14 protein-coding genes, 1 tRNA gene and 1 riboswitch are annotated in these 12,963 nt (G+C 39.9%); of the genes, 10 read left to right on the top strand and 5 right to left on the bottom strand.

The annotated features are described in order from the left end of the window. Positions 1 to 6: 6 nt before the first annotated feature. Complete coding sequence (locus EP1_RS02145) at positions 7 to 636, bottom strand: helix-turn-helix transcriptional regulator (protein WP_067622711.1); 630 nt, start codon at positions 634 to 636, stop codon at positions 7 to 9. A gap of 200 nt (positions 637 to 836) precedes the next feature. On the opposite strand from EP1_RS02145, the gene EP1_RS02140 reads away from it, so the two are divergent. The 5 genes from EP1_RS02140 (at position 837) to EP1_RS02120 (ending at position 4,926) form a co-directional block, all read left to right on the top strand. Next, positions 837 to 908, top strand: a tRNA-Glu gene (locus EP1_RS02140). Between the two features lie 452 nt (positions 909 to 1,360). Continuing rightward, on the top strand, positions 1,361 to 1,834 hold the full coding sequence (locus tag EP1_RS02135) for a hypothetical protein (RefSeq protein ID WP_067622707.1): 474 nt from the start codon (positions 1,361 to 1,363) through the stop codon (positions 1,832 to 1,834). A 3-nt stretch (positions 1,835 to 1,837) separates the two neighbouring features. Beyond that, positions 1,838 to 3,043: an efflux RND transporter periplasmic adaptor subunit gene (locus EP1_RS02130; protein WP_067622703.1), complete on the top strand. Its 1,206-nt coding sequence runs from the start codon at positions 1,838 to 1,840 to the stop codon at positions 3,041 to 3,043. Beyond that, a complete protein-coding gene (locus EP1_RS02125; protein ID WP_067622699.1) occupies positions 3,044 to 3,730 on the top strand; it encodes an ABC transporter ATP-binding protein in 687 nt (228 codons plus the stop codon). Next, on the top strand, positions 3,727 to 4,926 hold the full coding sequence (locus EP1_RS02120) for an ABC transporter permease (RefSeq protein ID WP_067622696.1): 1,200 nt from the start codon (positions 3,727 to 3,729) through the stop codon (positions 4,924 to 4,926). The genes EP1_RS02125 and EP1_RS02120 overlap by 4 nt, the downstream gene beginning before the upstream one ends. 45 nt (positions 4,927 to 4,971) lie before the next feature. Here the strand turns inward: EP1_RS02120 and yidC are convergent, their stop codons facing one another. Next, positions 4,972 to 5,904: a membrane protein insertase YidC gene (gene yidC, locus EP1_RS02115; protein ID WP_067622691.1), complete on the bottom strand. Its 933-nt coding sequence runs from the start codon at positions 5,902 to 5,904 to the stop codon at positions 4,972 to 4,974. 105 nt (positions 5,905 to 6,009) lie between these two features. After that, positions 6,010 to 6,282: an acylphosphatase gene (locus tag EP1_RS02110; protein ID WP_067622688.1), complete on the bottom strand. Its 273-nt coding sequence runs from the start codon at positions 6,280 to 6,282 to the stop codon at positions 6,010 to 6,012. 192 nt (positions 6,283 to 6,474) lie between these two features. Between EP1_RS02110 and EP1_RS02105 the strand changes: the two genes are divergently transcribed. The 4 genes from EP1_RS02105 (at position 6,475) to efp (ending at position 9,370) form a co-directional block, all read left to right on the top strand. Continuing rightward, complete coding sequence (locus EP1_RS02105; RefSeq protein ID WP_067622683.1) at positions 6,475 to 7,236, top strand: TrmH family RNA methyltransferase; 762 nt, start codon at positions 6,475 to 6,477, stop codon at positions 7,234 to 7,236. 129 nt (positions 7,237 to 7,365) lie between these two features. Then, entirely contained in the window at positions 7,366 to 7,863 is a 498-nt protein-coding gene (locus EP1_RS02100) for an HD domain-containing protein (protein ID WP_067622679.1), read from the top strand. Positions 7,864 to 7,949: 86 nt separating this feature from the next. Next, on the top strand, positions 7,950 to 8,603 hold the full coding sequence (locus EP1_RS02095; protein ID WP_067622676.1) for a YczE/YyaS/YitT family protein: 654 nt from the start codon (positions 7,950 to 7,952) through the stop codon (positions 8,601 to 8,603). A gap of 203 nt (positions 8,604 to 8,806) precedes the next feature. Continuing rightward, positions 8,807 to 9,370 (top strand): elongation factor P, encoded by a 564-nt coding sequence (gene efp, locus EP1_RS02090; protein WP_067622673.1) that lies wholly within the window; start codon positions 8,807 to 8,809, stop codon positions 9,368 to 9,370. 42 nt (positions 9,371 to 9,412) lie between these two features. Here efp and EP1_RS02085 read toward each other — a convergent pair whose 3' ends face one another. Next, the gene (locus EP1_RS02085) at positions 9,413 to 10,312 is read right to left on the bottom strand and encodes a WaaS/CpsH family glycosyltransferase (protein WP_067622670.1); all 900 of its coding nucleotides are present in this window, start codon (positions 10,310 to 10,312) and stop codon (positions 9,413 to 9,415) included. Positions 10,313 to 10,638: 326 nt separating this feature from the next. After that, on the bottom strand, positions 10,639 to 11,178 hold the full coding sequence (locus EP1_RS02080; RefSeq protein WP_115873350.1) for a folate family ECF transporter S component: 540 nt from the start codon (positions 11,176 to 11,178) through the stop codon (positions 10,639 to 10,641). A gap of 26 nt (positions 11,179 to 11,204) precedes the next feature. Continuing rightward, a riboswitch (THF riboswitch) is annotated at positions 11,205 to 11,301 on the bottom strand. A 177-nt stretch (positions 11,302 to 11,478) separates the two neighbouring features. Here EP1_RS02080 and EP1_RS02075 point away from each other — a divergent pair. Beyond that, positions 11,479 to 12,243: a formate/nitrite transporter family protein gene (locus tag EP1_RS02075; RefSeq protein ID WP_067622665.1), complete on the top strand. Its 765-nt coding sequence runs from the start codon at positions 11,479 to 11,481 to the stop codon at positions 12,241 to 12,243. The last annotated feature ends 720 nt before the right edge of the window (positions 12,244 to 12,963 follow it).

Raw genomic sequence — 12,963 nt, 5'->3', positions numbered from 1 at the left:
TCGCTCCTATCGATTGGTTTCAGTTTGTTTTGCTTGCTGCATGATATAGTTGAAAATCCGTGATTTTGTAATTTTACCAATTACTTTTTTAGGATCGTCTTCGCTAACTACAGGTAAGGAATCAACTTGATAATCAAGCAATACTGCGCCGGCTTCGAGGATCGTATAATCTTTGGTACATGTTTGCAGATGGGGAGCACGAGTCATCACGACTGCGACAGGCGTACTTTGCAGGTTACTATTTAAGGATGCTCGTAATAAGTCCTTACGTGATAACAGGCCCACTAAGTGCTGCTCTTTGTCGGTCACATAGATCGAGCCGACATCGTACATAAACATATTAGTAATGGCATCATGAATCGAAGTATCCTGCGGGGTCAGTAGTGGCGACAGCATAATCTCTTCTACTTTAACTGAGAAAATTTTATCGAAGAGAAATTGCTCAATCCCAACACCTGTATAAGTATAACCAACTTTGGGACTAGCTTCTAAAATACCTGCCATCGTTAAGAAGGAAAGATCGGTTCGTAACGTAGCATGTGAGATTCCTAAATGTTCAGCAATTTTCTCACCGCTTAAGGGTTGTTCTTGCTTTACAATCTCAATGATTTTTTCTTGTCTTTGTGATAAATTCATAAGTCCTCCTAGTAAGTTCTGAAATGTTTAGTTTAGAGGTGAATTCAGAAACTTGAATACACACTCCATTATACACGTAACAACTATATAAACAACATGAATGATTAAATAAACACATATTTAATTTTTATCGGTAGCAAAGGGTAAATACTTTCTAAATCAAGAGATTAGCAGTATAATATTTTTTGTTGATGAAAGCTAACCCGTTAGTCAAGGGGTCAAGACGCCGCGTTCTCAGCGCGGAGGCACGGGTTCAAATCCCGTACGGGTTATAATAAAGAAAAGAGTTGTTAGAGTGGGCGATTTCAGCCTGTCTAACAACTCTTTTTTGCGTTGTAGCGATTCAAAATATTCTTTTTCCCATATTTATGCTCACGCTAGTTATTTTTATTCCCGTTGTCGGTCCGGTGAGAATGTCCGGCCGCGCCCTTTTTTTGCACTTTTTTTTAAACTATTGGTCGAAGTGTGCTATTTTTTTCTAGGAATGCGCTTCAAAAAAAGTGGAACTTAATAGTATAATGAGAATTATTTGTGAAATATTTCTTTAATATTGTTGCGTGAATTTCATAAAAATAATGAAAATACTTGAGATACTGTCCATTTTTCTATACGCAACTTTATCAGAATATTCAGACGTAGTAACTCAACTACAGTGTGGATAAGAGTTAAAAAGAATTGCGGCAGTACAAAAGACAAGTTAGATTAATGGAACAGGAGTGAGAAAATGGAAAAGCATTTGAAAAAAGCAAAGACGTGGAATATGGTTGTGATTATTTTGGAGTTACTTTCTCTGATCATGGGAGCAGTTGGGTTACCCAACGCTTTGAACCCCAAATTAAGTGATTATAAAATGATGGGAGAAGCAGGTCAACAAATGTTTGCTTATATGAATAGTCCACTGACGAAGGCTATTACAGTTTTATCGGTTGTGATCTCGGTTGTTTTATTATTCTTTTATTTTAAAGCCAATAAAAAATTGGCGGATGGACTTCTACCGACAAAGGTTCCTTATTATGTGACCGTTGGATGGAGTATTTTAGGCTCGGCAATCGGTTTTATCATGCAGCCTAAGATGCAAGTAGAAGGGATGGATATCACATTCGTAGTCACGATCGTGGGCGTGGTTTTTCAATTTATTTTCTTAATCCCGGCTATTTTAGTGATCGTCCATCTGTTTAAAGCCGAACCTGAGGAGTAGCTGATGAAAAAATTGACTAAAAAACAGAAAATTCGGTGGAGTATCCTAGCGGGAATCCTCGCTTTAAGCGTGTTGATTGGTACGCTAGTTTATTCGCAAAAGAAATCGAATGTAGCAGACACGCCTAAATTTCAAACAGTCACGCTAAAAAAGCTTGACCCTTTGACTTTTAATGGAATTGTCCAAGCCACGCACACACAGGATTATTATTTTGACCAATCGCTGGGGAAAATTTCTGAAATAAATGTGCAAGATGGGCAGGAAGTTGCAGAAGGGACTGCCTTGTTGAGTTATACCAATGCCGAATACCAATCGCAAGCGGATGAACAGAGTACGAATTTAGAAAAGCTTTCCTTAGCGGTCTCAAATGCTCAAGAGTCACTGGCGATTGCGCAAGACAAGCAGGCCAAAGAGCAGCAAAAATTGACCACTGCAACAGCAAATTACAACAATACAAAGAGCGACAACGAGGAAGATGCTGCTAAGAAAGAACAATATAAACAAGAAAAGGCCCAAGCTGAAAGCAGTTTAGATGCGGCCAGCGAAGCTGTTGTTCAAGCGCGACAAGCACTGGAAAGTGCCAATGTCGAGTTGAGCTCGGCAACGCAAAGTGTGGATACGATTCGCGGTAAAGTAACTTCCACCATCAATAGCGCGACTAAAGGGATCGCTTATATCAATGAAAAAGGTAAGAATGATCCTTCCGTCCCGGTAGTAAAAGTTGTCAGTAATGATGTCGCGATTGAAGCCAAAGCTTCAGAATATGATTATCCGCAAGTTCGGCAAGATGCTGCGGTGACGATTAAACCGATTACGACCAATCAAGAGATTGCCGGGACGATCACCCACGTGAGCCAGCTGCCAGATGCAGTCAGTGAGGCTAGCGTTCAAGGTGGGGCTACTGGTGCGACAAGTTCCGTTTCTAATTACAGTTTTATCGTCAAACCGGTGGAGAATTTGCAATACGGCTACAATGTTCAAGTTATCCTGACCTTAAATGAAATTCGGTTACCGAAAAAAGCTGTAAGAAAAACCGGCGACACGCAATATGTTTTTGCTTATCGAAAAGGGAAAGTCAAAGAAGTCACTATTCAAACAGAAGATAAGGGTGATTTCTTCCTCTTGAAAGAAGGACTCAAAGCCGGTGATCGCATTATTTCAAATCCTGATAAAACCTTACGTGATGGTCAGGAATTGGCGGTGGATTAAATGATCGAATTAAAAAATATCAATAAGTATTATCGCAATGATGAAGAAGCGTTACATGTGTTAAAGGATATCAATCTTAAAGCGGACGCCGGTGAGATGATTGCAATTATGGGGCCTTCAGGTTCAGGTAAATCGACTTTGATCAATTTACTGGGATTTATCGATACAAAGTTTGAAGGTGAATATTTATTTGAAGGGGAAAATTTGGGAGCGACCACGGACGATCGTCTCTCTAAGACCCGCAATCAAATGGTGGGGTTTGTCTTTCAAAACTTCAGTTTGATTGAAAATTATACCGTCTATGAAAATGTCGAATTGCCCTTGCTTTATAACGGTTATGGGTTTCACCAAACCAAAGAAAGAGTGTTGGCGGTTTTAGCTAAAGTCGGAATCGCTGACAAAGCCGACAAGCATCCCCGGCAGCTTTCCGGGGGGCAACAGCAGCGCGTAGCGATCGCGCGTGCGTTGATCAATCAACCAAAATTTATCATCGCGGATGAACCTACCGGCGCCCTCGATACCCATACGTCAACTGAAATCATGGAGCTGTTTAAAGAATTGAATCAGCGCGATCAGGCAACTATTTTTTTAGTCACGCATGATCCGGAAGTGGTTCCTTTTTGTACGCGTTTAGTAAAGATCAGAGACGGCGCTATTATTGACGATAAGGCGGTGGTTGATGCATGAAATTCTATGTAAATTGGCGGTCATCCTTAGGGTCGATTTTCAAAAATAAGAAACGCAGTGCGTTGACGATGTTTGGGATTGTGATCGGAATCGCTGCGGTCATCGCTATTTTATCGATTGGTCGTGCCTTTGAGCGGGATACAATCAAAAGTTTGACCGCCGAAGACTCAGGAAAATTGGAAGTCAATATTAATTTTACCCCTAATAACGATGCCTTATATTACTCTAATTTAGATATGATCCAACCTTCCGATTTTAGTTTGTTGAAAAATCTCGATGGGGTAGAATCAGTGGCTTATCCTAAAGTAGATCTAACGTATCTTTATAAAGATATTCAAGTAAAAGATAAGCAAAAAAGTTACCGTGTGAGTGTTTTTACCAAAAAAGGCAAGTCGGTTAAGTACGGCCGCGCGCTTACTAGCTATGATAATCAAATTCAAAATAAAGTCGTGGCAATCGATACGGTATTGGCTAAAGAACTTTTTGGTCAGGCCAGCAGTGCGGTTGGCCGGGGGCTTCAACTGGAGCAACAAGTTTTCACGATTGTCGGGGTTTTTCCTGCTGGAACAGAAGAGACCATGTTTTCGTTAGGCACCACTAAAATTGAAATTCCCCGTCAAACTTATACTCATTTTTTTGGAAATGAACAAAATACCAGCTCAGTTGTTTTAACGTTAGCAGAAGGTAGTAAGATCAATAAAGTCGCTGACAAAGCGATTAAGAAATTACAAACGGCTGGAGCGATGCGCCAACAAGGAGAGTATCAAGTCTCCAACATGGCGATGATGACCGATGGAATCAGTCAAGTATTGAGCAGTATTACGCTGTTCATCAGTGCAGTGGCAGGCATCTCACTCTTTATCGCTGGAGTGGGTGTGATGAATATGATGTATATCTCCGTTTCGGAGCGAACAAAAGAAATCGGGATTCGTCGTGCGTTAGGGGCAACGCGGGGAGCGATTCGTCTGCAATTTCTGCTAGAAGGAATGACTTTGACCCTCGTAGGCGGTGTTATCGGCTATTTATTAGGGATGATTGTCGCTTATGCGATCGGCTCAATAATGAAAATTAGTGTTTCGGTGGATTTATTTACTGTGTGCCTGGCGGTGGGAGTTTCCAGCGGCATCGGCTTAGTATTTTCGGTTATGCCGGCCTCAGAAGCAGCTAAAAAAGATTTGATCGATATTTTAAGATAAAGCAGACCAAAAAACACCATCGCCGGCTGGCGATGGTGTTTTTGCTTATTTTCGTTGTTGCTTACCGGCGTTCCGTCCACCAGCAGCATTTTTATTTTTGTTTTTTGGTTGACTGACTTGCTTAGGCTGAACAGGCTCAGCTTTTTTGATGGGTTCTTTAACCACTTGTTTTGGTGGATTTTGTTTCAAGTCTTCTTGAATCTGCGCTTTGATCCGTGGGCGCATTAAGACGTTCGTGATAAAGGTTTGGATACAGCTGAAGATCCCGCCGACTACCCAGTACAACGCAACACCAGCTGGTGAAGTGAAGGACATGAAGACGATCATCAATGGTGAAGCAATCATCATGCTCCGCATCGTTTTCTTTTGTTCTTCAGGGACACCGATTAGTGAGATGTAGCCTTGTAAAAGATAAGCCACACCGACGACTACTACTAGCAGATAGCTTGGTTTAGCTAAATCAATTCCTAAGAAAGTAGAGTGCTGAATCCCTTCTGAAAAACGAGCTGTATAATACAAGGCGGAGAAGATTGGCATTTGGATCAGCAGTGGCAAACATCCCATGCCTCCCATCATGCTAACATTATTTTCTTTGTAAACAGCTTGCATTTCACGTTGTGCTTCCATTTGTTCTTCTTGCGTGGTTGCTGCTTTTACTTTTGCTTGGGCCGCATCAATTTGTGGTTTGATTGATTGCATTTTTTCTGATTGGATCATCGATTTTTTTGATTGATTGATCCCTAGTGGCATGATGATCAGTCGAACGATGATCGTCAAGACGATGATCGCTAAGCCGTAAGACCAGTTGAAGTTTTGAACCATCCAATTAAGAAAATTCTCTAGTGGAACAACCAGCATCCGATAGACCATACCTGAAGTATCGGGGTTGCCATTCTTGTCTGAGCGTACACAGCCCGAAAGAAGAACCAGGATGCCCAAAAGACCGGAGCCTAATAGCCAATTTTTAAATTTTGTCATTTATTTCTTCCTCTACTAATAAAAATTTATACAGAAAATACTATACTAGATAACTTCAGCCTTTTCAATTGAATTCGTGAAAAGGCGGGGAACCTTGTCATTTTTTTAATAGACTACTTTGAATTGCTCGTAGTCATGAATCCCGTCATCTTCATGGTAGTTTACTTCTTTGACTTTGGCGAAAGGATTTTGTGGTTGTTTTAGTTTTATCAAAAATTGCTCTAGCTGTTCTTTTGTTCCAATTGCTTCGATCGTGACACTGCCATCGTCTTCATTTTTTACCGTACCGGTTAGGCCAAGCTCAAGGGCCAGTTGATAGGTAGTATAGCGAAAACCGACACCTTGTACACGCCCGATAACATTTGCATGAATCTTCATAAGACTTCCTCCTAAGTACTTTTATTTTTAGCTAAATTTGATGACTGATTATGGATAAATATTCTTTTTTTTGAAGATTGAATTAATTCTATCATAACGGGTTTTGCTAGTTGTGACAAACCTTCTCATGCTATAATGTCAGACGAAGCAATTTGTGACGAACCTATTTAAAAATTGAGTGAGGGAAATAACTTGAAAGAGATTCAATCAAGTAAGAATGCATTAATCAAAGAAACCAAGAAACTACAGCAGAAAAAATATCGTCAGCAAACGCAAAGTTACTTATTGGAAGGTTTCCATTTAGTTCAAGAAGCCCAAGCAGCAGAAATTAAATTGAAAGACGTCTTTATCAGCCAACGGGGATTAGCTGAATGGTCCGACTGGATTGAAGAAAAACTGAATGACTATTATTTAGTTTCAGACGAGGTGTTAAAAACCTTAGCTAGCCAACCTACTCCGCAAGGAATCATAGCCGTAGCAGAAATTCCATCAAAAGAAGCCATCGATTTTTCTGGTGCCTGGCTATTATTAGATAATGTACAAGACCCGGGAAATGTCGGAACAATGATCCGAACGGCAGATGCCGCAGGGTTTACCGGAGTGCTTTTAGGTCAAGGCAGTGCAGATCTGTATAATCCAAAAACTTTACGTAGTACTCAAGGAAGCTTGTATCATGTGACTGTTGAAACGGCAGATCTAACGGAAATGATTCCGCTTTTCAAACAAGCCGGCCGACAAGTATTCGGTACCGCTTTGGATCAGGCCGCAAAAAATTATACAACTGTCGAACCACTGAGCGATTTTGCTTTAGTGATGGGCAATGAAGGCCAAGGGATGTCCTCGGAATTATTGACCTTAACAGATCAGAATCTGTATATTCCCATCAAAGGTCAAGCGGAATCTTTGAATGTGGCGATTGCTGCCGGCATCTTAATGTTTTATTTATTTAAATAAGTCTTCACAATTTTGTAACTGTTATTAAGGAACTGTTAAACTTTATCGACAAATTGGTGGAAGCCTATTCAACCTTTTGCGGCCATGCTATAATTGGTAGCAGAAATAAGGAAAAGGGGCATTTTATCCATGGCAGAAAACTGGCGTGACGACGAGGAATATGTTTCTTATATTGAAGATTTATTAGCAACTGAAGAAGTTCAAAAATTAGCAAACTATACTCAACATATGAATTCAACTCGTTTGGAGCACTCAATCAGTGTTTCATATAATAGTTATAAATTAGCCAAACAATTTAACGGCGATGCAAAAGCAACTGCTCGTGCAGGTTTATTGCATGATCTTTTTTATTACGATTGGCGGACAACGAAATTCGACGAAGGATCGCATGCCTATATGCATCCTCGGATTGCGGTGAAGAATGCTGAAAAGATCACAGAATTGTCTGATCTCGAACGGGATATTATTATCAAACATATGTGGGGAGCAACCATTACACCACCAAAATACAAAGAGAGCTACATTGTAACGATGGTGGATAAATATTGCGCAATTAAAGAAGCCGCTGAACCTTGGGTAGAGAAATTCAGCCTTTATAAATCACGTTTTAAGAAAGAATTAAACTAAACATTCCTAGGCATCAAACAAAATCTGTTTGATGTCTAATTTTTTGCCAACTTATGTTGCGTATTTGACCAAATCCGCAGCTAACTATGAGGAAATCTTTTTATAAGAAAGAAGGGAAGAATATCAAACCGAATATCGTCAAACAATTTTTATTTGCGCTAGGAGGCACCTTTATTGCCGCTGTGGGCGTACGTCTAATCGTAGTAAGCGGACTAGGTGCAGATGCGATCAGTACACTAGTGTTAGGGATTTTACAGCATGTACCGTTGAAGTTCGGGACGGTCAGTATGCTTTTCAATGGGATTGTTTTAGTCATTATCTTCTTTTATGACCGCAAGATGATCGGCCTTGGTAGTTTGATCAATAGTTTTGGCTTAGGGTTTTGTTTAAATCTATTGGATGGATTGGGATGGCTACACACTATTCCTGAAGGTGCCGGTTATTTCGCAATCATTGCCGGAGCGATTATTTTCGGCATCGGGACGGGAATTTATTTATTAGCCGACGACGGTTCAGCAGCTTATGAGTCTCTGATGGTTTTATTAAAACGTTTATTGAAAAGTTCAGTTAAGACTGCCCGGATTATTTTAGATGGTTCTTTCTTTTTAGTCGGTTTTTTACTAGGCGGTCAGATTGGCTGGGGAACATTGCTAGTATTGCTGTTAATGGGTCCTTCATTGGAAGTTACGTTGAATCTGCTGCCTAAATGGAAGTTTTTTCAAGTACAGGAAGCAAAGTAAAGTAGTTAACGAGCTTTTTCCTAATTGTTAGTTAATTTCCCTAGTAACTAGGTAGGTTATTTGCTACAATGAAAAGGTTCATTTGATAGTAAAAGACCGTAGATTCAATGATTTCTTTGATGAATTCAGTACAGTACGGGCAGATGACGATCTATCGAAGAGAAAGATTCGAACAGATAAAATAGGAATAGGAGTGCTTATTAATGATCTCAGCAAGCGATTTACGTGCTGGTATGACTTTTGTTCAAGACGGAAAATTGATCAAAGTTTTAGATGCTAGCCACCATAAACCTGGTAAAGGAAATACTGTTATGCGCATGAAATTACGTGATGTACGTTCAGGTTCAACGTATGATACAACTTTCCGTCCAGATGAAAAATTCGAAAAAGCAATGATGGAAACAAAAGCAGTTCAATACTTATACAGCCAAGATGATGTTGCGATCTTTATGGATCTAGAAACTTATGAACAATATGAAATTCCAGTTTCAACGATTGAAGCAGAAATGAAATACATCCTTGAAAACATGGAAGTAAAAATCCAATTTTATGGGGACGAAGTGATCGGCTTGACTCCTCCAACAACGGTTGTCTTGAAAGTAGTTGAAACGCAACCTTCTATCAAAGGTGCAACTGTTACTGGCTCAGGTAAACCTGCCACAATGGAAACTGGGTTAGTCGTAAACGTACCTGACTTCATCGAAGAAGGCGAATTACTAGAAATCAATACACAAGAAGGCACGTATCAAAAACGCGCGAATAAATAAAAGTAAAACCCGCCATGATTTTATTCATGGCGGGTTTTACTTTTACAAAGCACTTTTATGTTCCATCAGCTCTGGATAATATTCGAATTCTGCGAAGAGTTTCGGGTCGTAATCCACAAAGCGTTTGACCCAGTTTTTAGTTTCAAAGAACGCGCGGATTGTTTGATTTACGGGCTGATAAGGAGCATTCAAGAAAGCAGTCAATTGACTTAGCTCGGTTTCCATCAGAAAAATATTTTTAGGATTGTAAAATCGATAAAAAGGCAGCATGGCATTAGTAGTCACTAATTTTTTTTCTAGAAAGAGTGATTCAAAGGTTCTTAAGGTGACGCCGTATTGTCCGGCACGTAAAATCTCTAGGATTCCTTTGCTGTTTTTGACAAGCTCCAGATACTGGCTGTAGGGCAAATAACCGGCTTGTTCGTTGCCGCGTTTAGGTAGGATGTGATAGAAGGTTGAGAGTCCCAAGGATGCGAAGCGGTTCTGTAATTCCAGTGCTTGTCGTTTACGCCCATTATCGCTGGCTCCAAAGAAAATATCGTACTTTGGCGGATCGGAGAAGTCCCACATGGCTGCGGTATAAAAAGAGCTATTGTGTTTGAGACCTAGATCACGTGCTTCTAATGGATCAAAATGATAAATCTCATCGATCGCCGCTTCTTTTTGTGCGGCATTTAGTTTACGATAGTGCTCCAGTTTAAAGTGATTCCAGAAAAATAGAACGATCTTGGCCTTAGTGAAGGGCCGGATATGGGCAGCCATTGCTGGCTCAAAGCCGTAGTCTAAAAAGATGATCAACTGAAAATTTTTCAAGTAGCGGTGTAAGTCCTCTGGGCTTGTGGAAAGCAGCTCTTTCCCTGAGCAAATGTCGATTTCAGTGATGGCAGGGAAAAAGTATAGGGATCGCTCTTTCGGGACGATTAAAACTTCGGTATTTTTCATTTTTCTCCCAGCTTTCGGATAAAATTTTTCCAATCATAGCGCTTTATATAACGGATAGCGACTATCATGCTTGGGAAAAATAACACAGCCAACGCATAAAAAAGAGAAATTTAAAAAAAATGTTTTGTTTTTGTACGAATAGCATCGCGCAATACTGATTAAACGCAAATACGTTATCCATTATAGAAAGCCGCTCTTACTGTAATTAACTTTGAAAAGCGCGACTGACAAAAAAGAGACTGTCTATGGGATAAGACAGTCTCCAGAAGGATCGAATGTGTGAAAAACTAAACGACAGTCACACAAATATAATAAATTCTAAAAAATTAATGTACTCGATTAAAGCGTGAGAGCCATTGTTTGTAAGGCAATACGCCACCTAAGAAATAGGTGATGATTGCTTGAGTGGGAATCCAAATCACGGTTTTAATCAGCCGTGGTGTCCAAATGATCCAACTATTCAATGGCACCTGATACATCATGGCTAGCCAAAGTGGTGTCAAGATCAAATTGATGAGGATCGTCGTTACTAACACTGATTGAATGGAGTTCTTCCAAGTGATTTCTTTCTTATAGAAGAAGTAGCCGTAAATCGCTCCTTCTAGAAAGGCGTTGATGGTGAAGCCAATAAAAAATGGTGCCTTCGCGAAAAGCGACATGCCAATAAAATCAGCGATGACTGAGCCGATACCTGTCCAAAACGGACCGAACAGCATTCCCATAATAATCTCTGGGATAAAGGTAAAGCTGACTTTGACAAATTGTGTCTCGATTCCTAATATCCGTGACAAGGTGACCATCATGGCAATCAATAGTGCCATCATTGTGATACTTCTAGCATCGAGTTGTTTCTTCATTTCTAGCATCTCCTTATAGAGTTGCTACATCTGCATGCAGCGAATGCGAAAATAAAACCGCAGACTAAGTCTTTCGTCCAGAGGACAACATCCCATCCCTCCAGCACTTAACGCTTTATTTTCTACTCTGATTATTTGGGGGATTCCCCGCAAAAATAGTAGCATAGAATGAAAGTGGAAACAATCTTTTCATCTTGCACTTACAAAATTAACGTCAAATTTTTAGAAAATTCCCTTTTACGTTTGTGAAAAAAATAGTAAGATAAAAAACGGTAATGAAAGAAAACGTTTGAGGAAAGTGGGAGTTGGATGTATACACCAAGTGAGACAGCGGATATTTGTAGTCAAAAAGGATTTGAAAAGGTTCAAAAAAATTTGATTGCTAAGCTGTTATTGGGGTTTATTGGCGGTGCCATGATCTCATTAGGTTATGTGGCCTATATGAAAATTGTTGCCATGACACCAGAAGAATTGAGTTTTTTAGGGACCTTTATCGGAGCGGCTGTTTTTCCGATTGGGCTGATCGTTATTTTGCTGGCTGGCGGAGAATTGGTTACTGGTAATATGGTGGCAGTGGCTTCTGCTTGGTTCAATAAAAAAGTGAGTGGGGCCCAAGTCATTCAAAATTGGCTGGTGATTACTTTGGCCAACTTTGCTGGAGCTTTGTTCGTCGCCTATTTCTTTGGTCATTTTGTTGGTCTGACCAGTCAGGGAAATTACTTGCATGAACTGCTTACGGTAGCCGATGCCAAACTCGCAGCGACGCCCTTGCAGGCTTTTGTTTCAGGGATCGGTTGTAACTGGTTCGTGGCGTTAGGAGTTTGGTTAAGCTATGGCTGCAAAGACTCAGCTGGTAAGATTCTAGGAATCTGGTTTCCAATCATGATCTTCGTTTTGCTAGGCTTTCAACATAGTGTGGCGAATATGTTCGTGTTATCCGATGCAATCATTGAAGGTCATATCGGGATTGCAGCTTTTTTTAGCAATATTATTCCAGTCTACTTTGGCAATATCGTCGGTGGTGTGCTGTTCGTAGCATTTCCTTATTACATGTCTTATCAGAAGGGACATTAAAAAGCCGGATGGGCTTCGCTTTTATAGCGAAACCCATCCGATTTTTATATATCTTGAAAACCACCTACTATGCGAGTGGATCCTGATCACACGAGTGGTTTTGATTCGAAGGTAGGAAACGAATAAACCAAAGAGGAGATGACAAAATTTTTGTCATCTCCTCTTGCTTGCGCATAAACGGGATTCTTAGTAGAACATTTTTATGAGTATAATGTGTTTTTTATATGAGGTAGCTAAGAGAAAGATCAGTGTTTGGATGATAAAATTCTTATATTGATTGTGAAAAGTTTGTTATAAAATTATACTGTTTTTGATAATTAAAATGAAAAGAAACGGGGGAGAGTAAAATGAATTTCTATCGTAGGTGACTTTGATTGTCAGTGACGAGAGTTTCTAAGGTAGCAAATCCATTTTTGAGCCTTTTTCGTTATCAATCTGAACTAATCATTTGATTATTTTTGGAACCGCTTAACAGATGGAAGCATTGCACCTTTAAAAACTCAAATTAAAAGATCGGTGATCTTTATCAAACAAGTTGAAATGGAGTGGTTAGGTGTTAGTAGCAGTCGCTTTTCTTATCGTATTTGGTTCCCTATATGGCTTGATTTATTTAAAACGTAAAAAATGGTCTTTTTCTAAGCGAGTCGTTACGGCTTTGGCGTTGGGAATTATTTTAGGGTTACTTTTTAATCAGTTGTTATCTAGTACAGAAGGCGTGAT

Origin of the sequence: Enterococcus pseudoavium NBRC 100491, assembly GCF_001544295.1 — a bacterium.
Taxonomy (GTDB): domain Bacteria; phylum Bacillota; class Bacilli; order Lactobacillales; family Enterococcaceae; genus Enterococcus_A; species Enterococcus_A pseudoavium.
This window is presented reverse-complemented; position numbering and strand designations above follow the sequence as displayed.